Below are 20,129 nucleotides of genomic sequence, written 5' to 3'. Positions count from 1 at the left end.
CCGGGAGGTGGGCGGGGGCCCGACCGGGGCCCCCGCGCCCGGATCAGACCTGGACGGTCGGGGGGAGCTGCTCCGGGGGGAGGCCGCCGTCGCCGTCGACCACCTCGTCCGGGGTGCCGTCCTCGTCGATGTCGACCATGGTGATGTCGACCTTGCCGTCGCCGTCGGTGTCGAACTGGAACAGGTCGGCCCGGCCGTCGCCGTCGGTGTCCACCACCCACACGTCGGTCTTGCCGTCGTTGTTGGTGTCGGCGCGGAGCAGGTCGACACGCTCGTTGCCGCGCGTCTCCACGATCGCCGTGCCGTCGGTGGTGTCGCTGCCGTCCACGGTCTCCGGTGCCTGGCTCATGTCGACTGGTTCCTTCCCTTGACGTTGGCCCGTCTGTACCCGGTGTGGCGATCCCCCACGCATGCCGCCGGGAACGGTGCTGCATAGGGTCGCACCCATGAGCGAGCGAAGCGAGCGGCAGGGCGTGCCGGAGACCCCGCACGCCACCGTGCGCAGTGAGGGAGCAGCGATGAGTCGTCTTGTCGTCGTCGGGGCCGGCACGATGGGGCTCGGCATCGCCTACGTGGCGGCCGGCGCGGGCTACGCCGTCGAGCTTGTGGAGGTGGACCGGGGTCGGGCCGAGGCCGCCGCCGTCCGCCTCGACGAGCTGTGCGAGCGGGCGGTGCAGCGCGGGAAGCTCGGCGGCGACGAGGCCGCCGCGCAACGGTCGCGGATCACCCTGCGGAGCGCGCTCGCCGAGATCGCCCCGGCACCGGAGGTGGTCGTCGAGGCGGTGCCCGAGCGGTCGGAGCTGAAGCGGTCGGTGCTGGCCGAGGCGGAACGGCTGCGCCCGGCGCTGCTGGGCAGCAACACCTCGAGCATCCCCATCGGCGAACTGGCCGAGGGGCTGGCCCGGCCGGAGTCCTTCCTCGGGCTGCACTTCTTCAACCCGGTCTGGGTGATGGCCCTGCTGGAGGTCGTGGTCGGCGCGGCCACCGCACCGGAGACCACCGCGGCGGCCGTCGCGCTCGCCGGCCGGCTGGGCAAGGACCCCGTCGTGGTACGCGACATGCCCGGCTTCGCCACCTCCCGGCTCGGGGTGACCCTCGGCCTGGAGGCGATCCGGATGGTGGCCGACGGGGTGGCCGAGCCGGCCGACGTGGACAAGGCGATGGTGCTCGGCTACCGGCACCCGGTCGGCCCGTTGGAGCTGACCGACCTGGTCGGGCTGGACGTGCGGCTGGACATCGCCCGCACCCTCCAGGCCGCGTACGGGGACCGGTTCGCACCGCCGCCGCTGCTTGTCGAGATGGTCGCCGCCGGGAAGCTCGGCAAGAAGTCCGGGCAGGGCTTCTACTCGTGGCAGGACGGTCGGCGGCGATGAGCGGGCTGCGGGTGGAGGAGCTGCCCGACCGGGTGGTGGTGACGCTGGACCGGCCGGAGAAGCGCAACGCCATCGACGCCGACCTGATCGGCGCACTGCACGACGTCTGCGCCGACCTGGAGGCCCGGCCCCGGTTGCTGCTGCTCACCGGCGGCGCGGACGGGCTCTTCGCCGGTGGTGCCGACATCGGCCAGCTGCGGGAGCGGGGTCGGCTGGACGCCCTCGCCGCGATCAACTCGGCGGCCTTCGCCCGGCTCCGGGCCCTGCCGATGCCGAGCGTGGCCGCCGTGGACGGTCCCGCGTTGGGCGGCGGCGCGGAGCTGGCGTACGCCTGCGATCTGCGGGTGTGTACGGCCCGGGCGGTCTTCGGCCAGCCCGAGGTGCGGTTGGGCATCCTGGCCGGTGCCGGGGCGACCCACCGGTTGCCGGCGCTGGTCGGCGAGGGCCGGGCCAAGGAACTGCTCTTCACCGGTCGGCGGGTCGACGCCGACGAGGCGCTACGGATCGGTCTGGTGAACCGGGTGGTGGCGGAGCCGGCGGAGCTGCTGCCCACCGCGCACGGGCTGCTCGACGAGATGGCCGAGGGCTCCGCGCTGGCGCTGCGGTTGACCAAGCTCGCGGTGGACGCCCCGGTCGCCGCCCACCCGCAGCTGGACCTGGTCAGCCAGGCGGTGCTCTTCGAGGACGAGGAGAAGCACCGCCGGATGACCGACTTCCTGGACCGTCGCCGGCCGCGCTGACGGAGCCGGGGGCGGCACCAGCTCCGGTGCCGCCCCCGGCGACGTCGGCGTCAGTGTCGGATCGGTACGCCCGCGTCGGCCAGTGCCTTGATCAGCCCGGCGGACTCGCCGAAGCCGATGACCAGCACGGCCTCCGGACGGTAGTTCTTGATCTCACCGGCCAGGTTGCCGAAGTCGACAGGCGGGGCCTTGGCGTCGGCCGGCGGGTCGTAGGTGAACAGCTTCACCCGGTCACTGCCGAAGCCGGCCCGCTCCAGCTCGGCGCGGACGGTCTCCTGGAGGCCCTCACCGTAGGAGTCCTTGCGGGCCACCACCACGATCTTGTGCGGGCCGTCGCGGAGGATCACGTCGGCCAGGGCCCGGCCCTGGAGGCTGTCCGGCGGAGCGGTCCGGAAGTAGAGGCCCTTGTCGTCGGCCTGGCTCAACCCCGCATCGGTGTTGGACGGCGAGAAGAGGATCTTCCCCGCCGCCACCACGTCCGGCAGCACGGCGGCGGAGATCCCGGACGCGGCGGCCCCGATGATCACCTGGACCTTGTTCCTGACGTGCGACGCCACGGTGGCCTTGGCGACGGCCGGGTTGGTGCCGTCGTCACCGTCGAACCAGGTCACCGGGTCGCCGAGCACCCCACCCGCGGCGTTGATCTCCTTGATCGCCAACGCCACGCCGGCCGCCAGGGGCGGATAGGCCAGGGCCAGGTCACCGGTCTTGGGCAGCAGGCCGCCGAGGATCAGCGGGGAGCCGTCGCTGCTGTCGTTGCGCCCGCCCCGCTGCTTCTTCGGCTTGGGTGCGGCCTTGGTGCTCACCCCGGACTCGTCTCCGGCGCCCACGAACTCGGTCTTCGCGTCGTTGATCTTCTGGTTGTCGAAGTGCAGGGTCGCGTAGCTGGCGGTGGCCGGCTCCCCGAGGTCGGTGAAGCCGGCGCGGGTCAGCGACTGGCCGCGGTACTCGATGTCCTGGCCGTCCCGGGCCAGCGGCAGGCAGCTCGCCGCATCGGTGCAGCGGCGACCGTTGGTGGTCACCCCGACGATCTGCTTGGCGATGTCGGCCGGATCGGTGCTCCCGGCCAGCTGGGCGGCCAACGAACTGATCATGACCGCGTCGTACGTCTCCGCCGCGTAGAGGTAGTCGGTCAACTTCGGGTCGACGGAGCGTAGCCGCTGCTTGAAGTCGTCGGTGAGCGGCGTGAGCGGCGTGGTGCCCTTCATGCCGTCGACGAGGTCGGCCCGGTCCTTCAGCTCGGCGGCGAAGGAGTTCTGCATGTTGCCGTCGGTGCCGTACAGGCGCACCTGCGGGGTGGCCGCCTCCTCGGGCTTGTCGGTCGTCCCGCACGCGCTGACGGCGAGCAGGAACGACGCGCAGGCCGCCAGGGTGGCCGCGCGCGGGCCGCGTGTAACGAGCATGGTCGTCCTTCCTCCGGCGCAGGTCCGGTGCGCACCATAGCGTGCCGACGGCAGCCGTGGGACCAAGGGAGGCTGCCCTGGTCGTCGGCCCGACAGTCGTCCGTACGCTCCGTCACGCCGTCCCAGCAGGTGGTCACCATTTCGGCGCTCTCTCGCTTGACCTGGCCTCCTACTGTGCCGCAAGTGACCGACGTACCGGATCAGACGCTGGCCGACGCTACCGCCGTACTCGATTCGGCGCTGTCCGGAGACGGTGCCGCCGTTGTCGGCACCTTCGACGCCGTGGTGGACCGGTCCGGCCTCGCCGGGGCGTACACGGTCGCCTGGACCCTGGCCGCCACCATGATCGGCGACCCGCCGCCGCCGGGAGCGTGCGCGCTGGACTTCCCAGGCATCGACGAGGCGGGGTACGACACCCGTTGGGTCGCCCGGTTCGTCAGCGCGTACGCCAACCACGACGCCGACACCGGCGAGGCGCTGTTCGGGGCGGCGGTCGCCGACGGGCAGCTACCGGACTGCCTGCTCACCCTCGCCGGCTCGACCGTGGCCACCCTGCGCAGCCGGGCCGGCTGACCCGCCCCGCCCCCGCTGCGGGCCGTCGCGCCGGGGTGGCTCTTCGGCGGCGGGCGTCGCGTCGGCCGGCTCAGAACGCGTGGTACGCCACCAGGGGCTCGTACTCGTAGCGCAGGTTGGAGAAGCGGACCTTGAAGTTCGCCCCGTCCCGCACGTTGGTGGCGACGGTGATGTAGTCCGACTTCGCCGGCAGGTAGGTCAGGTAGTTGCACTTGTTGGTCTTGTCGATGAAGACCACGCACGCCTCGGTGCCGAACTCGCTGCTGTTCTTGACGTTGACGTCCTTGCACCGGGCGCTCGCCTTGTACGGGCCGGCGTCCCCACCCCAGCCGCCGACCTGGAAGTACGACCGGACCGCCCCGCCGTAGCAGGTGGCGGCCGAGGCGGAGAGGTTGGTCTCCGGGGCGGCCTGTGCGGGTGCGCCGTACCACAGCAGGGGCAGGGTGGCGGCGATCGCGATCAGGCGGGCGGGCCGGAATGCCATGGTGGTGCCTCCAGGGAAGAGGGGACGGACCCTGAGTCGCGGACAGGGCGCGGTGAGTGGCGATGATATCTGTCGATCTCTGATCCCGCTGTGACGGACTCGTGAACCTTCGTGGTACCTGTGACGGATGTCCGAGGCGATGCTCAGCAAGGTGCGCAAGCTGTTGGCCCAGGCCGAGGACGCCGCCTGCACCTCCGCCGAGTCGGCCGCCTTCACCGCCAAGGCCACCGAGTTGATCGCCCGGTACGGTGTCGACCGCGCACTGCTGGCCGCCCGGGATCCGACCACCGATCCGGTCGGCGACCGGGTGGTCGACGTCGTCGCCCCGTACGCCCGGGACAAGGCCGGGCTGCTCGCGGCGGTGGCCGACCCGCTGCGCTGCCGCTGCGTACGACGGCAGGACGGCAGCGGATTCGTGCTGCACCTGTTCGGCTTCGCCAGCGACCTGGAGCGGGTGGACCTGCTCTTCACCTCGCTGCTGGTGCAGGCCGCGCACGGGCTCGCCGGCACCGTGGTGCCGCCCGGTGAGCACCCGGCGGCGTTCCGCCGTTCCTGGCTGGCCGGCTTCGCCCGGGTGATCTCCGAGCGGCTCCGGGCCGCCGAGGCGGGCGCGGCGGCGGAACGGGGCACCCCGTCGGTCGCGCTGGTGCTGGCCGACCGTTCGGACCGGGTGGCCCGCCGGGTCACCGAGGTCTATCCCCGGCTGCGGAGCGCCCCGACCCGTCGACTCGCCGGCTCCGGCTTCGGCGCGGGAGCGGCGGCCGGCCGCCGGGCGGACCTCGGCGGCCCCGACGCGGTGACCGGCTCCACCTGACCGGCCCTCACCCAGCTCCGGCTCACCTGCCGGGGCCCGGCGGAGGCACGGGGGAACGAGGGGGCGGAGCGGGGGTGGGTCAGTGGGGGCCGGGGACGGTGCGGGTGAGGGTGGCGAGGTAGCGGCCGAGCAGTTCGTGCCAGCCGGCGGTCAACGCGGCACGATAACCCTCAGCGGCCTCACCGTGCCGGTCGAAGTGCCGGTGCTCCAGCTCGATGCGGGTCTGCCCCGACTCGTCCGGCAGGAACAGCACCTCCACCTCGCTGGCGCGGGCCGGGTCCGGCACCGGGACCCGGTCCGCGCCGAGCTGCCAGGTGAAGACGAGTCGGCGCGGTGGATCCCAGGTGAGCACCCGGCCCCAGTCGCCCCGGAAGCCGTACGGGCCGATTTCGTAGAGCATGCCGCCGGCCCGGGGTTCGATCCCCAACTCGGCAAGCGCCGCCGGCCCGGACCAGGTGTATTCACGTACCCACCAGTCGGTAAGGGAGCCGGTGAAGACCGCGAAGGCCTGTTCCGCGCTGGCGGGGACGAGGAGCGTGGAGCGCAGCGAGTACCGGTCGACGTCCTGGTGGACGTCCTCCGGATTCACGTTCTCCTGTCCCATAGGCCCGGACCATACCGGCTGACGAGGCGCTGTGCAGCCTCGTGTACGCGCTCGTGGGAAGCCGGATACACGAAAACGGTGACCGCGTCTCCGCAGGTCACCGTTTTCTGTAGCCCGGCGAAAGGCTATGTGGCCAGGGGCGGGGTCGAACCGCCGACCTTCCGATTTTCAGTCGGACGCTCGTACCAACTGAGCTACCTGGCCTGGTGCTTCGGGACATGTTACCGGAGGGCGGGTTCTCCGCCGACGGGTGACTCGTCCCGATAACGCAGAACGCCGCGCAATGGTGCACGCGGCGTCGGCGCTGGCGGTCCTGACGGGACTTGAACCCGCGACCTCCGCCTTGACAGGGCGGCGAGCACTCCAACTGCTCCACAGGACCTTACTTGTTGCCTCCGGCTGGGCCGGATCGTACCCCCAACGGGATTCGAACCCGTGCTACCGCCTTGAAAGGGCGGCGTCCTGGGCCACTAGACGATGAGGGCGTCCCCGCCATCATTGCACACTCGCAACTTCTGCGGACTTGCTCCCATCCGGCCCCGCCGGAGGCATGAGAAGCATATGTCATCCCCTGCCAGTCGGCCAAACCGGTATGCCCGGCCGGACCCGGCTGGGCATACCGGCAGCTCAGCGGGGTGGCGCGATGCCGAATCGGCGCTTCAGGTCACCGATGACGTGCGGCACGGCCCCGAGGGTGCGGCTCCGGTCACCCCCACCGTCGTGCATCAGCACCACCGCCCCGGGACGGGCGGCGTTCTCGACCCGCTTGGTGATGACGCCGGTCGTGGGCTTGGCCCAGTCCTGCGGGTCGACGGTCCAGTGCAGCGACCGCATGCCCAACTGCTTGGCCACCGCCACCACTTCCGGCGTCCACCGGCCCCCGGGCTGACGGTAGAACGGCACCTTCGCGCCCGGGACGGCCTTGGTGATGGCCTGGTTGGTGCGGACCAGGTCGGCCCGGATCTCGGCGACCGGCCGGCGACCCAGGTCGACGTCGTGCCGCCAACTGTGGTTGCAGAGCTGGTGCCCCTCCCGGACGATCCGGGCCACCAGCTCCGGGTGCTTGCGGACCTGGGTGCCGACCACGCAGAACGTCGCCTTGACCTTGGCCGCCCGGAGGTCGTTGAGGACCTTCGGTGTCCAGGTCGGGTCGGGGCCGTCGTCGAAGGTCAGCGCCACCGCGCGTACTCCGGTCGCCTTACGCAGGCCGGCGGGGAGCGTCTTCGGTTTCGGTCGCAACCGGGGCTTCGGCTTGCTGGTGGGCGACGGCGTCGGGGTCGGGGTCTGGGCCGGCTCGGGCGCGGGGGTGGCCGGGGCCGGCGCGGCGGCCGGCCGGACGTGTCGGGGCTGGTCTCCGCAGCCGGCGACCAGCAGGAGCAGACCCAGGGCAACCGCCAGGACGGGGCGTGAACGCATCGTCACTCCGGGGGGAAGGGGTAAGCGGACCGCCCCGACGGTAGTTCACGATGTCCCGTTTCGTCAGGCCCGGTCGGCCCCCGTCGACTGGTCCAACGAATCCCGGACGGCCAGCGCGAGCGATACCGCCTCGGCCAGGTCGACCGGGCGGACCACCCCGGCGGGCAGTGTGTCGGCCCGCCAGCCCGGCCCGGCGGCGAGCACCAGCAGCGGTCGGCGGGGCACCGCGAGCAGCGCGGAGAGCTGCCCCGGGTCGGCGGTCGGGCGGGTGTGCGACCAGACCACCACGGCCGCCGGCCCGGTCCGGTTGACCGCCTCGACCAGGGCCGCCACCGGCACCCGGGCCCCGAGCATCCGGTATGCCACGCGCGCCTCGGCCAGCGCCGCGGCCAGCGCCTCCAGGGGCAGGGTGTGCTGCTCCTCGTCGGCGCAGGAGAGCAGGATCCTGGCCGGACCGCCGGCCCGGGCGGACCGGGCGACGGCGGCGAACGCCTCGGAGACGCACCGGGACAGCAGGTGTTCCACCTCGATCAGGCCCCCGGTGGTGACGTGGCGCTCACCGATGCCGGCCAGCACCGGCCGGAGCAGCCCCTCCCAGGTGGCGACGACCCCGTCGGTGGCCAGGGCGTGCGAGATCGTGTCGCCGATCACCGCCGCGTCCAGCCGCATGGCGGCGCGGGCCAGCCCCCGGGCGGCCGGCCCGGCCCGGCCGACCGGGATGGTCTGTCCTCCGCCGTCCCGCCCGACGCCGGCCCGCAGCCGTAGCTGCCCGCCGGGGCTCTGCTTCGCCCAGCGGGCCGCCTCCGCCGGGGTGACCCCCTCGGCGGTGAGCTTCCGCATGATCTCCAGTCGGGCCAGGTCGGTCGGCGTGTAACGCCGGTGGTGACCCGGGACGTGCTGGCTGGGACCCAGGCCGTAGCGCTGGTGCCAGGTACGCAGGGTGGTGACCGCCACACCCAGCCGGCGTGCCACGGCCCCCGCGCTCAGCGGCTCATCGACCACCCGACCGCTCCGACGCGTCGTCCACCCGTTGTCCGGACGGGGTGGCGGACCCGGCGGGGGCGTCGGAACCGGTGGTGGCAGTGTCGGTGGTGGGGCGCAGCAGCCGGCTCACCACACCGCCGAGCCAGGGCGAGTACGTGCGCGGGTCGGCGTCGATCTCGGTCATCAACCGGACCGGGTCCACCCAGCGCAGCTCGGACACCTCGTCCGGGTCCGGCAGCAGGGTGAGCTCGGCCGGCACGTCGGCCCGCAGCACGTGGTCGTACTCGAACTCGACCCGACCGGAGGCCGGGTCCTCGGCGTAGTAGAGGTAGACGCCGACCTCGGTCAGCGACACCGGCCCGGCGCCCAACTCCTCGGCGAGCCGGCGGTTGGCCGCCTCCGCCAGCGGCTCACCCGGCAGCGGGTGCCCGCAGCAGGAGTTGGCCCAGCGCAGCGGGAACCGGGTCTTCACCGCGGCCCGTTGTTGCAGGAGCACCCGGCCGTCCGGGTCGACGAGCAGCACCGAGAAGGCCCGGTGCAGCCGTCCGGGTGCCTGGTGGGCGGCGGAGACGGTGGCTTCGCCGAGTGCCCGGCCGGTGTCGTCGACCAGCTCGACGAGGTGACCCTCCCGTGACTTCACCCGGTCACCGACCCGCGCCGGTGATGCGGTTGGCGGCGAGCTTGCCGGAGATCAGCACCATCGGCACACCCACACCGGGCTGGGTGCCGGAGCCGGTGAAGACCACGTTGGGCAGGCTGCGGTGCAGGTTCGACGGGCGGAACGGCCCGGTCTGGAAGAGGCTGTGTGCGGCGGCGAACGGCGTACCGGCGGCCATTCCCTGCTCCTCCCACTCGGCGGGGGTGATCGTACGCAACACCTCGATGCCGGCGCCGAACCCGACGTACCCGCGCTCCTCCAGGGTGGCGACGAGCTGGTCGGCGTATCGCCGGCTCAGGTCGCCCCGCCAGTCGAACGGGGCCCGGTCGAGGTTGGGCACCGGGGCCAGCACGTAGTAGGTGTGCCGCCCGGCCGGGGCGACCGACGGGTCGGTCCGGCTCGGGTTGGTGACCAGCAGCGACGGGTCGGTCATCAGCTCGCCGCGCCCGATCACCTCGTCGAAGGTGCCCTTCCAGGACCGTCCGAAATGGATGTTGTGATGAGCGATCTTCCCATACTCCTGCGTCGATCCGACGTGCAGGACCACGCAGGACGGCGAGTAGGTCAGCCTGCGCCGCCGGCCCTCGGGCAGCAGGTCGCGGTAGGCGACCGGCAGGTCCGGGTTGAGCACCACCACGTCGGCCGGGACCAGTTCGCCGTCGGCGGTGACCACGCCGGTGGCCCGACCGTTGGCGGTCTCCACCCGGGTGACGGTGGTGTCGTAGCGGATCTGCACGCCGTGCTTCTCGGCGGCGCCGGCCATCCCCTTGGCCACCGCGTGGATGCCGCCGCGCGGGAAGTAGACCCCGGCCACCGAGTCGAGGTAGGCGATGACGCTGTAGATGGCCAGCGCGTCGTGCGGCGCGAGCCCGGCGTACATCGCCTGGAAGGAGAAGATCCGCTGGGTACGCGGGTCGTCGAAGAACTGGTTGATCTTGGTCTGGAGACGCCGGAACGCCCCGCTGGCCAGCAGCCTCAGCAGGTTGCCGGTGAGCAGATCGGTCGGGGCGTCCAGGTTGCGGTCGATGAAGTCGGCCCGCTCCCAGTTCCACAGGTTGCGGGCGTACTCGACGAACCGTAGGTAGCCGTCGGCCTCGCGGGGGCCGCAGACCCGGGAGATCTCGGCCGCCATCCGGGTGGTGTCGGTGATCACGTCCAGGGTGGAGCCGTCCGGGTAGTAGGCCCGGTAGGCGGGGTCGAGCGGGGTCAGGTCGAGCCAGTCGGACAGCTCCTCGCCGACCGCGTCGAGCGCCTCGGCGATCAGGTCGGGCATGGTGAGCACGGTGGGGCCGGTGTCGAACTCGTACCCGTCGACGCTGAGCCGCCCGGCCCGGCCGCCCGGCACCGGTTCGCGCTCCAGCACTGTCACCTGCCGGCCGCTGCCGGCCAGGTGCAGCGCGCACGCCAGCCCACCCAGGCCCGCGCCCACGACCACCACCCGGTCCGTACGTCCCGTCACGGTACGCACACGACCACCTCCCTCACGAAGTTGCCCATCATGCCCGCCGCGTGGTGGCGGCGGTGGCGAGACCGGTCAGCGCGGTGCGCGCCGTCTCGTCGATCGACGCGGTCTCCAACGCGGCGAGCGCGTCGGCGACCCGGTCGGAGATCATGTCCTCCACCCGGGCGACCGCCCCGGTGTCGGTGACGACCTCGGCCAGCCGGGCCAGCTCCCGGCCGCCGGTGGCGCTCCCGGCCCGCTCCAGCGCCCGCCGCTGGCCGCCGGTGGCGAGCTGGCGGGCGAGCATCAGCAGCACTGTGGGTTTGCCGGTCCGCAGGTCGTCACCGGCCGGCTTGCCGGTGGTCGCCGGATCGCCGTACACGCCGAGCAGGTCGTCGCGGAGCTGGAACGCCTCGCCGACGGCCAGCCCGTAGCGGGTGTACGCGGCGATCAGCGGCGCGTCGGTGTCGATGCCGGCCAGGCTGGCGCCGAAGAGCAGCGGACGCTGAACGGTGTAGCTGGCGGTCTTGTAACGGGCCACCCGCAGCGCCCGGTCCACCGACCAGTTCGCCACGTCGTTCTCGCCGAGCACGTCGAGGTACTGCCCGGCGATGGTCTCGACGCGCATCTGGTCGTAGCAGCGCCGCACCTCGATCAGCCGGAACGGCGGCACGCCGGCGTGGGCGAGCAGTCGGTCGGCCCAGACCAGGCAGAGGTCGCCGATGAGGACGGCAACCGACTCACCGAACCGACCCGGGTCACCGGTGTGTCCGGCGGTGACGTGCCGGGCGGCGGCGGCCCGGTGTGCGGTGGGCCGGCCACGTCGGGTGTCGGAGGCGTCCATCACGTCGTCGTGCACCAGGGCGAAGGTGTGCAGCAGCTCCAGGGCGGCCAGCGCGGGCAGCACCGGGGACAGCGGTTGGTCGCCCCCCACCACCCCCCGCCAGCCCCAGTAGGCGAAGGTCGGGCGGACCCGCTTGCCGCCGGTCAGCACGCAGTCGCGCGCCGTCGCGGCGAAACCGCCCATCGCTGCGTCGATCTCGGTCAGCGCCTCGACCTCGCGGGCGAGGAACGCGGCAAGCGTGTCGTCGACGCTGTTGACCAGGTCCTTCGCGAAAGCGGCCAGTACGCCGCGGACCGGATCGTCCGTCGCTCCCGGCTGTGCCGGCGCGACGCGGAGCGCATTACCCGCAACTGCGTCGTTGGCCATGTGAGCGAGCGTACCCTAGGGTTACGAGTTGCGTCGATTGCTGCGTCGAATACGAGGAGGCCCCGGTGGACACCGATCTCACCGCCGCCTATGCCCGATGCCAGGAGCTGCACAGACACCACGGCCGCACCTACTATCTCGCCACCCGGCTGCTCCCCGCATGGAAACGGCGGCACGTACACGCCCTGTACGGCTTCACCCGCTACGCCGACGAGATCGTGGACCGCACCGAGGACCTGCCGCCCGCCGAACGCGCCGCCCGGCTGGACGCCTGGGGCTCCAGGTTCGTCGCCGGCCTGCACGGCGATCCGGTCGACGACCCGCTGCTGCCTGCGGTGCTGCACACCATCGCCGTGTTCGACCTGGACCGGGCCGACTTCGCGTCGTTCCTGCGCAGCATGGCGATGGACCTGACGGTCATGTCGTACCCGACCTACGACGACCTGCTCGACTACATGGAGGGCTCGGCGGCCGTCATCGGCACCATGATGCTGCCCATCCTCGGCAGCTCCGACCCGGTCGCCGCCCGGGAACCGGCCCGTCAGCTCGGATTTGCCTTCCAGCTCACCAACTTCATCCGGGACGTCGCCGAGGACCTCGACCGGGGCCGCACCTACCTGCCCGACGAGGACCTGGCCAAGTTCAACGTCACGACCGAGGACCTGCGCGCCGCGCAGGCCGCCGGCCGCAGCACCGACCGGATCCGCGACCTCATCGAGTACGAGGTGACCCGCGCCCAGGCCCACTACGCCGCCGCCGCACCGGGCATCACCCTGCTCGCCCCCGCCTCCCAGGCGTGCATGCGCACCGCCTACGCCCTCTACGGCGGCATCCTCGACGAGGTCGCCGCCCAGGACTTCGACGTGTTCGTCACGCGGGCCGTGGTGCCCCAGCGACGACGGCTGGCGGTGGCGGCGAAGGCGCTGCTCACCCGTACCGGCACCCCGGTCGTGGTGCCCGGCCCCGACCTGTCGTGAGTGGCCGCACGGCTGTCGTGTTGTTCACCCGCGACCTGCGGGTGCACGACCACCCGGCACTGGCGACGGCCTGCTCCGCCTTCGACCGGGTGGTGCCGCTGTACGTCCTCGACCCGGCGCTCGCCGACCGCTCGCCCAACCGCACCCGGTTCCTGCACCAGTGCCTCGCCGAGCTCCGCGACACCCTGCGCGGCCTCGGCGGCGACCTGGTGATCCGCCGGGGCGACCCGGTGGCCGAGACGATCCGGGTGGCCCGCGAGGTCGACGCCGAGGGGATCGGCCTCTCCGCCGACGTCAGCCGGTACGCCCACCGCCGGGAACGCCTGCTGCGCGCCGAGTGCGACAGGCACCGGCTGGCCCTGCGGCTCTTCCCCGGCGTCACCGTCGTCGAGCCGGGGGCGGTGCGGCCCGGCGGCGGGGACCACTACCGGGTGTTCACCCCGTACCACCGGGTCTGGTCGGGGACGCGGTGGCGGGCGGAGCTGGCCGCGCCCCGGCGGGTGACCCTGCCCGACGGGGTCCAGGTCGGCCGGCTGCCGGCGCTGCCGAACGGCGGGTCGCCGGCCGCCGTGGTCGGCGGCGAGACCGTCGGGCAGCGCCGGCTCGCGCAGTGGTTGCCGACCCTGCACCGGTACGACGACATCCACGACGACCTGGCCGGCGACGAGACCTCCCGGCTCAGCCCGTATCTGCGGTTCGGCTGCCTGTCCCCGCTGGCGGTGGCGAACCGGGCCGGCGACCGGGGCGGGCCGTTCGTCAGGCAGCTCTGCTGGCGGGACTTCTACTACCAGGTCACCGCCGCCTTCCCGGAGATCTCGGCGAAGGCGTACCGACGCGGGGCCACCGAGGACTGGCGGTACGACGCGGCGGCGCTGACCGCCTGGACCGAGGGCCGGACCGGGATGCCGATCGTGGACGCCGGCATGCGCCAACTGCACGCCGAGGGCTGGATGCACAACCGGGCCCGGTTGATCACCGCCGGTTACCTGACCAAGGTGCTCGGCCTGGACTGGCGACCCGGCCTCGCGGTCTTCTCCCGCTGGCTGCTCGACGGGGACGTGCCGAACAACTCCGGCAACTGGCAGTGGGTGGCCGGCACCGGCAACGACAGCCGCCCCTACCGGGGACTCAACCCGGTACGCCAGGCCGAACGCTACGACCCCGACGGCGGGTACGTCCGCCGCTGGGTGCCCGAGCTGGCGGCGGTGGCCGGCAGGGCCGTGCACCAGCCATGGCGGCTGCCCCCCGAGACACGCCGCACCCTCGACTACCCGCCGCCGCTGGAGGTGCCCGGCGCCGATCCGGTCTGGCTGCGCTGACCCCGTCCGGCGCACGGGGGCGGGAATTGCGGGATGGAGCGGTGGCCGGAGCCCGGACCGTGCGGAATGCTGGCGGGATGGCAGAGCCGGAACTGGTGGACGTGGTCGTGGTCGGGCTCGGCGTGGGCGGCGAGGAGGTGGCCGGGCGGCTCGCCGAGGCCGGCCTCACCGTCGTCGGTGTCGAACGCGACCTGGTCGGCGGGGAGTGCCCGTACTGGGGCTGCATCCCCAGCAAGATGATGATCCGGGCGGCGAACGCCCTGGCCGAGGCGCGACGGGTCGACGGGTTGGCCGGGTCGGCGCAGGTCCGGCCGGACTGGGCGCCGGTGGCCCGGCGGATCCGGGAGGAGGCCACCGACACCTGGAACGACCGGGCCGCGGTGGACCGGTTCACCGGCAAGGGCGGCAGGTTCCTGCGCGGTAGCGGCCGACTCGACGGCCCCGGCCGGGTCCGGGTCGGTGACCAGGTATTCCAGGCCCGGCGGGGAATCGTCGTCGGCACCGGCACCCGGCCGTCGATCCCGCCGATCGACGGGTTGGCCGATACCCCGTACTGGACGAACCACCAGGCGATCGAGGTGGCGGAGCTGCCGGCGACCCTGCTGATCATCGGGGGCGGCGCGATCGGGCTGGAGTTGGCGCAGGTCTTCGCCCGGTTCGGGGTCGGGGTGACCGTGCTGGAGGCGTCCGGCCGGGTGCTCGCCCTGGAGGAGCCGGAGTCGTCCGAGGCGGCCACCGCCGCGTTACGTGCCGACGGGGTGGAGATCGCCACCGAGGTCAAGATCGAACGGGTCGACCACGACGGCGACACGTTCACCGTGCACGCCGGTGACCGGTCGTTCAGCGCCGAGAAGCTGCTGGTGGTGACCGGCCGCCGGGCCCACCTGGAAGAGTTGGGGCTGGACACCGTCGGGGTGGACGCCACCCAGCGCTACCTGCCGGTGGACGACCGGATGCACGTCACGGACGGGATCTGGGCGGTCGGCGACGTGACAGGCGAGGGCGCGTTCACCCACATCGCCATGTACCAGGCGTCGATCGTGGTCGCCGACGTGCTCGACCACGCCCGGCGGGCCGAGGGCGGTCCCGACGCCAGCGGCACGGCCAGCGTGGTGGGCGGCGCGATGGGCGCGGCCAGCGCGGTCGGAGGTGCGATGGGCGCGGCCGGCCCGAGCGGCGCCGCCGGCACCGTGCCCCGCGCCGACTACCGGGCGCTGCCGCGGGTCACCTTCACCGATCCCGAGGTCGGCGCGGTCGGGCTCACCGAACGGCAGGCCCGCGAGCGGGGCATCAACGTGCAGGTCGGTTTCACCGAGCTGTCGTCGTCCACCCGGGGCTGGATCCACAAGGGTGAACCGGGCGGCTTCATCAAGGTGATCGCCGACGCCGACCAGGGGGTGCTGATCGGTGCGACCTCGGTCGGCCCGGCTGGGGGCGAGGTGCTATCGGCGCTGGTGGTGGCGGTGCACGCCGCCGTCCCGGTCAGCCAGCTCCGGCACATGATCTACGCGTACCCGACGTTCCACCGGGCCATCCAGAGCGCCCTGGACGACCTGAGCTGAGCCCGTCACGCCGGCCGACCCGGGTCCTGCCCGGTGTCGGCCGGCCGGGTCTGCCTCGTGCCGTGGTCTGATCCGTGCCCCGTGTCGCCGGCCCTGGCGCCGGGTCGACCGGGGGTCGGCATCACTCGCCGTGGCGGCCGGCGCCGGCGGTGAAGCGGGCCGCACCGGTCAGCGCGTCGGCCGCGAGCGAGTCGATCCCGTAGGCGAGTTCGGTGGCGAGCGCCTCCGGCTCGGGCCGACCGGCACCGGCCAGCACCGATGCCCGGTCGTTGCGCAGGCAGGTCTGCGGGTGGCGGGCGATCTCGGCGGCCAGCCGCTCGGCCGCCGCCCGCGCCTCGCCCGGCGCGACCACCCGGTTGACCAACCCCATCGCGTACGCCTCGTCGGCGGGCACCGGGCGGCCGGTGAGGATCAGGTCCATCGCCCGGCCCTCCCCGACGAGCCGGGGCAGCCGTACCGTCCCACCGTCGATCAGCGGCACTCCCCAGCGTCGGCAGAACACCCCGAGCACCGCGTCCGACTCGGCGACCCGCAGATCGCACCAGAGCGCCAGTTCCAGGCCGCCGGCCACCGCGTACCCGGAGATCGCCGCGATGACCGGCTTGGACAGTGACATCCGGGTCGGACCCATCGGGCCGTCGCCGTCGGGCTCGACCCGGTTGCCGCGCGGCGTACCGATGGCCTTGAGGTCGGCACCCGCGCAGAACGTGCCGCCCGCGCCCCAGAGCACCGCGACCCGGGCCTGCGGGTCGGCCTCGAACGCGCGGAACGCGTCGGCGAGCGCCCGCGCGGTCGGGCCGTCGACGGCGTTGCGCGACGCCGCCCGGTCGAGGATCACCGTGGTCACCGCCCCGTCCCGGGCAACATGCACAGCCATCCCCCCAGCATCCCTGGCCCACCCCGCCCGGACCACCCCACCCGCTGCCCGGGGCGCTTGCGCGCGGCGCTGTTGGGGCGATGTGTGAACGTCGCACGGCTCCCGGGCACGTCGCTGGTCCTGGTCGGGGGGAGATTCGTCCCGGCCGCCCGGTTTGCCGCCCGTTCAGCCGGGAAGTCGGAGAAGGTGCGAGCGTTGATGACGAAACTCGAACAGGCCACCGCGCTGGACCGGGCCGGCGACCGGTTGCAGCGTGCCGTCCAGACGACCCTGCGCCCGCAGCGGGTACGTGACCTGCTGCACGGCGTCTTCCTGGGCCATCCGCTGCACCCGGCGATGGTGCAGGTGCCGGTGGGTGCCTGGATCAGCGCGGCAGTGGTCGACCTGCTCCCCGGCCAGCGTCGGGCGGCCACCACGCTTGTCGCGCTGGGCACGGTGAGCGCGGTGCCCGCCGCCGTGGCCGGGCTCAACGACTGGGCGGAACTCTCCCGGGACCAGCGTCGGGTGGGGCTCGTCCACGCTGCCGCCAACACCGTCGGGCTGACCCTGTACGCAGGTTCCCTCGCGGCCCGGTTGACCGGTCGGCACGGCGTCGGCCGGGTGCTTGCCTACCTGGGGCTGGGCGCGGCGGGTGCCGGGGCTTACCTGGGTGGGCACCTGGCGTACAAGCAGGGGGCGCAGGTCAGCCAGAGCGTCTCCGAGCTGCATCGGATGGGCGACGGGTGGCAGTCGGTGGTCGAACTGGCCGGGCTGCCGCAGCGGGAGCTGGTGACCCGCGAGGTGGACGACGTCTCGGTCATCCTCTACCGGCATGGCGACGAGGTCACCGTGATGTTGGAGCGCTGCCCGCACCAGAGCGGCCCGCTCGGCGAGGGTGAGGTGAAGGAGATCGACGGGCACGCCTGTGTGGTCTGCCCCTGGCACGGCTCGGCGTTCCGGCTCAACGGCGGCGAGGTCGTCCACGGCCCCTCCGCCACCGACCAGCAGATCCTCCCCACCCGAGTGGTCGACGGCACCCTCCAAACCCGCCTCCCCTAACCCGAAACACCCCCACCCCACCCCACCCCACCCCGCCCCACCCCCACCCCCACCCCCACCCCCACCCACAGTGTTGATCAAGAGGTTTGCGTCAAAGTTGATCTCCAAATTGACGCAAACCTCTTGATCAACTGACGCAAACTTCTTGATCACCAGGGCGGTCCGGTCGGGGTGGGCCCGGCCGGGGTGGGGTGGTGGGGCGGGGTAGGGGTGCGGGTTGGGTCAGTCGCGGCGGTGGCGGCCGGTTACCAGGTCTCGGGCGGCGGAGGCGCGGCTTCCCATCGAGCGGCCCGGGGTGCGGGGCGTGGACGTCCGGGCGGCGGCGATCCGGGCGGCCGAGGTGCGGCCGGCGGCCACCCGGACGGGGCGGCGGCGCAGGCCGAGCACCGCGCCGATCTGTGCGCCGACGATGCTCGCCACCGCCAGCACCGCCGACACGGCCAGCGGTCGGTTGATCGTGTCGGCGGGGGTGGCCCGGGAGGCACCGGCGGCCATCGCGGGCGGAACCCCGACCGGTCGCTCGGCCGGCTGCTGCGCGGGTGGTTGAGCGGTCTGCGGGGTGGCGGTCTGCGGTGTGGCCGGCCCGATCTTGCCGGTCGGCTTCGGGCTGGCGGGGGCGGTGGGGCTGGTGGGGGTGGCCGGACGGGCCGGCTTGCCCGGGGTGGTCGGCCCGCCCGGCCCGCCCGGGGAACCGGGAGCGCCCGGCTGCTGCGGGTCGGCCTGGCCGCCAGGGTTACCCGGCGTGGTGGCCGGCGGACGCGGGGACGGCTTGCGGGGCGTACCCGGGACGAGGTGACCTGCGGCGTGCCGGCGGGCACCGGCGTCGTCGGCCTCGGCGGGCAGCCTGATGAGCTGACCCGGCCGGATCCGGTTGGCGTCGTGCAGGTCGTTGAGCCGGGCCACCTCCGGATAGCGGTCGAAGTCGTCCAGGTAACGCTCCGCCACCTCACCCAGGTAGTCGCCCCGGGCCACCCGGTACACCGGCTTGGCCGTGGGCTGCCCGGTGGTCGGGGCCGCACCGTGGGCGACACCGGAGCTGGCACCGAGACCGGCACTGGGGGCGGCGCCGAGGGCACTGCGGGAGGTGTGCGAAGTGGTGGCCACGCCGGTGCCGGCGGCGGCCGGCAGTGGCTGGGCCAGCGTCACCGCCGCGCTGGCTGCCGGACTGGCCGCGATGATCAGGGCGACCGAGCCCAGCAGGGCCGCCGCCGCCCGCTGCTGCCGGCCCATCCCGGGCAGCCGGGGCGTCTGCCGGCGGGTCACCTGGGCACCCACCTCCACCAGCACCGAGAAGGCGAACGTCGCCCAGCCGAACCAGCCGACGACTGCCAGCGCCCGGATGAAGAGCTGGCCGTCGTCGCGGCTGGTCAGCAGGGTGCCGACCTCGGCGAGGGTGGGCAGGTGGTCGGGTAGCGGGTTGCCGGCGAAGGCGAGCAACGCCACCGGCGCGCCGCCCAGCAACGCCACCAGGACCACCAGCGACCCGAAGCCGGTGAGCAACTGCCCGGTACGCCGGGCGGTGGAACCACGCGGTGCGGTCATGACGCCCTCCTTCCTACGGTCTGTCGGTGCGTGGGCGCCGGGGGAGCGGGTCCACGTTCTGTCGGTCGAGCGGCCCGGCGTCTGCCGGGGACGGCGAGATCGGCGACGATGCCGGTCGGGTGAGCGGGCTCATGGTCGGTCGGTGAGGGTGCGGGCGGTCGCCTCGGCCGAGACGGTGACGGTGCGGTCCATGCCGATCAGGCCGAGCAGGTGCCGGCGGTAGACGACGGTGACCCGTACCCGGATCTGCTTCTCGCCGGCGACCACCGGGAAGCTGACCTGCTGGCCGGTCACGTCGGAGTTGCCCCGCAGGTACTGGGTGACGGCCGCGCGGGCACCCGGCTCGTCGATCACCTTGGGCCGTCCCTCGATCGCGGCGGCCCGGTCGATCACCTGGCCGCCGCTGCGGGCCGCCTCGGCGGCCAGGTCGTCGGCGCGTTGCAGGGTACGCAGCTGACCCGCGCCGTCGTAAGCAGCGCCGATGATCGCCAGTACGCCGAGCATGGTGACGGCGAGGAAGAGGCTGATCCGGCCCTCGTCGCCGGTCGGGCGCGCGGTCACTGCCGGGTCCGGTAACGGTCCAGTGGGGAGGCGAAGGTCGCCTCGACCCGCTTGTCACCCATCGGCAGGCCGGGGAAGCGCATACCGGCGAAGGAGACCGTGCAGCTCACCCGGACCCAGATGCTCACCGGCTCGCCGAGCGGGCTCCGGAACGCCGTGTTCAGCGACGTGTGGTCGGAGTTCCGTGTCGACCCCCAGACCGTGACCCGGGGTGCGCTCGTGCAGTGGAGGCCCCGCCAGTCGAGCTGCCGCCGGGCGGCCGACCGGGCGGCGCTCTCCGCCGTACCGGCGTCGCGGGCGATCGAGGCGGCCCGCGCGGCGTCGTGCGCCGCCGCCTCCACGGCCTCGTCGGCCACCGCGACCCGGCCGGCCACCCCGGCCAGCATCAGCAACGCGAGGAACGCCGGGGCCAGCACCGCCACCTCCACCGACACCGATCCCCGGGCACGCCCCGCGGCCAGCCCGGTCGGCGGGTCGGCGGTGGGTCGTCCGGCAGGGACGACGGACTGGTCGCTCCGGGGGAGTGGCCCGGCCCGTTCGGTCGGTACGGCGC

General features: G+C 73.4%; 21 protein-coding genes and 3 tRNA genes. 8 read left to right on the top strand and 16 right to left on the bottom strand.

Annotation, left to right across the window (positions count from 1 at the left end; all coding sequences use genetic code 11):
- Positions 1-43: 43 nt before the first annotated feature.
- Entirely contained in the window at positions 44-349 is a 306-nt protein-coding gene (locus OHQ87_RS24005; RefSeq protein WP_328341366.1) for a hypothetical protein, read from the bottom strand.
- A gap of 169 nt (positions 350-518) precedes the next feature.
- Between OHQ87_RS24005 and OHQ87_RS24000 the strand changes: the two genes are divergently transcribed.
- Positions 519-1,373, top strand: coding sequence for a 3-hydroxyacyl-CoA dehydrogenase family protein (locus tag OHQ87_RS24000; RefSeq protein WP_328348975.1), 855 nt, complete (start codon positions 519-521; stop codon positions 1,371-1,373).
- A complete protein-coding gene (locus OHQ87_RS23995; protein WP_328341365.1) occupies positions 1,370-2,113 on the top strand; it encodes an enoyl-CoA hydratase/isomerase family protein in 744 nt (247 codons plus the stop codon). The genes OHQ87_RS24000 and OHQ87_RS23995 overlap by 4 nt, the downstream gene beginning before the upstream one ends.
- A 50-nt stretch (positions 2,114-2,163) precedes the next feature.
- Here the strand turns inward: OHQ87_RS23995 and OHQ87_RS23990 are convergent, their stop codons facing one another.
- On the bottom strand, positions 2,164-3,516 hold the full coding sequence (locus tag OHQ87_RS23990; RefSeq protein ID WP_328341363.1) for an ABC transporter substrate-binding protein: 1,353 nt from the start codon (positions 3,514-3,516) through the stop codon (positions 2,164-2,166).
- Positions 3,517-3,699: 183 nt separating this feature from the next.
- Here OHQ87_RS23990 and OHQ87_RS23985 point away from each other — a divergent pair, with 183 nt between their 5' ends.
- Positions 3,700-4,089, top strand: a complete 390-nt coding sequence (locus OHQ87_RS23985) for a hypothetical protein (RefSeq protein WP_328341361.1) — start codon at positions 3,700-3,702, stop codon at positions 4,087-4,089.
- Positions 4,090-4,159: 70 nt separating this feature from the next.
- Here the strand turns inward: OHQ87_RS23985 and OHQ87_RS23980 are convergent, their stop codons facing one another.
- On the bottom strand, positions 4,160-4,573 hold the full coding sequence (locus OHQ87_RS23980) for a hypothetical protein (protein WP_328341359.1): 414 nt from the start codon (positions 4,571-4,573) through the stop codon (positions 4,160-4,162).
- 127 nt (positions 4,574-4,700) lie between these two features.
- On the opposite strand from OHQ87_RS23980, the gene OHQ87_RS23975 reads away from it, so the two are divergent.
- Positions 4,701-5,387, top strand: a complete 687-nt coding sequence (locus tag OHQ87_RS23975) for a DUF2786 domain-containing protein (RefSeq protein WP_328341357.1) — start codon at positions 4,701-4,703, stop codon at positions 5,385-5,387.
- A 79-nt stretch (positions 5,388-5,466) separates the two neighbouring features.
- Here OHQ87_RS23975 and OHQ87_RS23970 read toward each other — a convergent pair whose 3' ends face one another.
- The 9 genes from OHQ87_RS23970 to OHQ87_RS23930 all read right to left on the bottom strand — a co-directional run bounded on the left by OHQ87_RS23970 (position 5,467) and on the right by OHQ87_RS23930 (position 11,700).
- Positions 5,467-5,991: an SRPBCC family protein gene (locus OHQ87_RS23970; protein ID WP_328341356.1), complete on the bottom strand. Its 525-nt coding sequence runs from the start codon at positions 5,989-5,991 to the stop codon at positions 5,467-5,469.
- Positions 5,992-6,121: 130 nt separating this feature from the next.
- Positions 6,122-6,195: transfer RNA gene (locus tag OHQ87_RS23965), tRNA-Phe, on the bottom strand.
- A gap of 101 nt (positions 6,196-6,296) precedes the next feature.
- Positions 6,297-6,373, bottom strand: a tRNA-Asp gene (locus tag OHQ87_RS23960).
- A gap of 30 nt (positions 6,374-6,403) precedes the next feature.
- Positions 6,404-6,476, bottom strand: a tRNA-Glu gene (locus OHQ87_RS23955).
- A gap of 142 nt (positions 6,477-6,618) precedes the next feature.
- Positions 6,619-7,407 (bottom strand): polysaccharide deacetylase family protein, encoded by a 789-nt coding sequence (locus OHQ87_RS23950; RefSeq protein WP_328341354.1) that lies wholly within the window; start codon positions 7,405-7,407, stop codon positions 6,619-6,621.
- 63 nt (positions 7,408-7,470) lie between these two features.
- Positions 7,471-8,409: a MerR family transcriptional regulator gene (locus OHQ87_RS23945; protein WP_328341352.1), complete on the bottom strand. Its 939-nt coding sequence runs from the start codon at positions 8,407-8,409 to the stop codon at positions 7,471-7,473.
- Positions 8,399-9,031 carry an isopentenyl-diphosphate Delta-isomerase gene (idi, locus tag OHQ87_RS23940; RefSeq protein ID WP_328341350.1) on the bottom strand — a complete coding sequence of 211 codons (633 nt, stop codon included), beginning with the start codon at positions 9,029-9,031 and terminating at the stop codon, positions 8,399-8,401. The genes OHQ87_RS23945 and idi overlap by 11 nt, the downstream gene beginning before the upstream one ends.
- A gap of 4 nt (positions 9,032-9,035) precedes the next feature.
- Positions 9,036-10,517, bottom strand: a complete 1,482-nt coding sequence (gene crtI / locus OHQ87_RS23935; RefSeq protein WP_328341348.1) for a phytoene desaturase family protein — start codon at positions 10,515-10,517, stop codon at positions 9,036-9,038.
- 28 nt (positions 10,518-10,545) lie between these two features.
- Entirely contained in the window at positions 10,546-11,700 is a 1,155-nt protein-coding gene (locus tag OHQ87_RS23930; RefSeq protein WP_328341347.1) for a polyprenyl synthetase family protein, read from the bottom strand.
- 65 nt (positions 11,701-11,765) lie between these two features.
- On the opposite strand from OHQ87_RS23930, the gene OHQ87_RS23925 reads away from it, so the two are divergent.
- The 3 genes from OHQ87_RS23925 (at position 11,766) to OHQ87_RS23915 (ending at position 15,558) form a co-directional block, all read left to right on the top strand.
- Complete coding sequence (locus OHQ87_RS23925; RefSeq protein WP_328341345.1) at positions 11,766-12,677, top strand: phytoene/squalene synthase family protein; 912 nt, start codon at positions 11,766-11,768, stop codon at positions 12,675-12,677.
- Positions 12,674-13,996: a cryptochrome/photolyase family protein gene (locus tag OHQ87_RS23920; protein ID WP_328341343.1), complete on the top strand. Its 1,323-nt coding sequence runs from the start codon at positions 12,674-12,676 to the stop codon at positions 13,994-13,996. Before OHQ87_RS23925 ends, OHQ87_RS23920 begins: the two co-directional genes overlap by 4 nt.
- A gap of 77 nt (positions 13,997-14,073) precedes the next feature.
- A complete protein-coding gene (locus OHQ87_RS23915) occupies positions 14,074-15,558 on the top strand; it encodes a dihydrolipoyl dehydrogenase family protein (protein WP_328341341.1) in 1,485 nt (494 codons plus the stop codon).
- Positions 15,559-15,679: 121 nt separating this feature from the next.
- On the opposite strand, the gene OHQ87_RS23910 is transcribed toward OHQ87_RS23915, so the two are convergent.
- The gene (locus OHQ87_RS23910) at positions 15,680-16,435 is read right to left on the bottom strand and encodes a crotonase/enoyl-CoA hydratase family protein (RefSeq protein WP_328341339.1); all 756 of its coding nucleotides are present in this window, start codon (positions 16,433-16,435) and stop codon (positions 15,680-15,682) included.
- 186 nt (positions 16,436-16,621) lie between these two features.
- On the opposite strand from OHQ87_RS23910, the gene OHQ87_RS23905 reads away from it, so the two are divergent.
- On the top strand, positions 16,622-17,473 hold the full coding sequence (locus tag OHQ87_RS23905; RefSeq protein WP_328341337.1) for a Rieske (2Fe-2S) protein: 852 nt from the start codon (positions 16,622-16,624) through the stop codon (positions 17,471-17,473).
- A 222-nt stretch (positions 17,474-17,695) separates the two neighbouring features.
- Here the strand turns inward: OHQ87_RS23905 and OHQ87_RS23900 are convergent, their stop codons facing one another.
- The 3 genes from OHQ87_RS23900 to OHQ87_RS23890 all read right to left on the bottom strand — a co-directional run bounded on the left by OHQ87_RS23900 (position 17,696) and on the right by OHQ87_RS23890 (position 20,037).
- Complete coding sequence (locus OHQ87_RS23900) at positions 17,696-19,015, bottom strand: LysM peptidoglycan-binding domain-containing protein (protein WP_328341335.1); 1,320 nt, start codon at positions 19,013-19,015, stop codon at positions 17,696-17,698.
- Between the two features lie 129 nt (positions 19,016-19,144).
- Positions 19,145-19,519 (bottom strand): hypothetical protein, encoded by a 375-nt coding sequence (locus tag OHQ87_RS23895; RefSeq protein ID WP_328348974.1) that lies wholly within the window; start codon positions 19,517-19,519, stop codon positions 19,145-19,147.
- A 53-nt stretch (positions 19,520-19,572) separates the two neighbouring features.
- Entirely contained in the window at positions 19,573-20,037 is a 465-nt protein-coding gene (locus OHQ87_RS23890) for a TadE/TadG family type IV pilus assembly protein (protein ID WP_328348973.1), read from the bottom strand.
- Positions 20,038-20,129: the final 92 nt, after the last annotated feature.

The sequence above is a fragment of the Micromonospora sp. NBC_00421 genome (assembly GCF_036017915.1).
Classification (GTDB): domain Bacteria; phylum Actinomycetota; class Actinomycetes; order Mycobacteriales; family Micromonosporaceae; genus Micromonospora.
This window is presented reverse-complemented; position numbering and strand designations above follow the sequence as displayed.

What these genes read in the sequence shown, in the direction of transcription:
- OHQ87_RS24005 (WP_328341366.1), bottom strand. Translation starts at nt 349, where the DNA reads ATGAGCCAGGCACCGGAGACCGTGGACGGCAGCGACACCACCGACGGC.
- OHQ87_RS24000 (WP_328348975.1), top strand. Translation starts at nt 519, where the DNA reads ATGAGTCGTCTTGTCGTCGTCGGGGCCGGCACGATGGGGCTCGGCATC.
- OHQ87_RS23995 (WP_328341365.1), top strand. Translation starts at nt 1,370, where the DNA reads ATGAGCGGGCTGCGGGTGGAGGAGCTGCCCGACCGGGTGGTGGTGACG.
- OHQ87_RS23990 (WP_328341363.1), bottom strand. Translation starts at nt 3,516, where the DNA reads ATGCTCGTTACACGCGGCCCGCGCGCGGCCACCCTGGCGGCCTGCGCG.
- OHQ87_RS23980 (WP_328341359.1), bottom strand. Translation starts at nt 4,573, where the DNA reads ATGGCATTCCGGCCCGCCCGCCTGATCGCGATCGCCGCCACCCTGCCC.
- OHQ87_RS23975 (WP_328341357.1), top strand. Translation starts at nt 4,701, where the DNA reads ATGTCCGAGGCGATGCTCAGCAAGGTGCGCAAGCTGTTGGCCCAGGCC.
- OHQ87_RS23970 (WP_328341356.1), bottom strand. Translation starts at nt 5,991, where the DNA reads ATGGGACAGGAGAACGTGAATCCGGAGGACGTCCACCAGGACGTCGAC.
- OHQ87_RS23950 (WP_328341354.1), bottom strand. Translation starts at nt 7,407, where the DNA reads ATGCGTTCACGCCCCGTCCTGGCGGTTGCCCTGGGTCTGCTCCTGCTG.
- OHQ87_RS23930 (WP_328341347.1), bottom strand. Translation starts at nt 11,700, where the DNA reads ATGGCCAACGACGCAGTTGCGGGTAATGCGCTCCGCGTCGCGCCGGCA.
- OHQ87_RS23915 (WP_328341341.1), top strand. Translation starts at nt 14,074, where the DNA reads ATGGCAGAGCCGGAACTGGTGGACGTGGTCGTGGTCGGGCTCGGCGTG.
- OHQ87_RS23910 (WP_328341339.1), bottom strand. Translation starts at nt 16,435, where the DNA reads ATGGCTGTGCATGTTGCCCGGGACGGGGCGGTGACCACGGTGATCCTC.
- OHQ87_RS23900 (WP_328341335.1), bottom strand. Translation starts at nt 19,015, where the DNA reads ATGACCGCACCGCGTGGTTCCACCGCCCGGCGTACCGGGCAGTTGCTC.
- OHQ87_RS23895 (WP_328348974.1), bottom strand. Translation starts at nt 19,519, where the DNA reads ATGCTCGGCGTACTGGCGATCATCGGCGCTGCTTACGACGGCGCGGGT.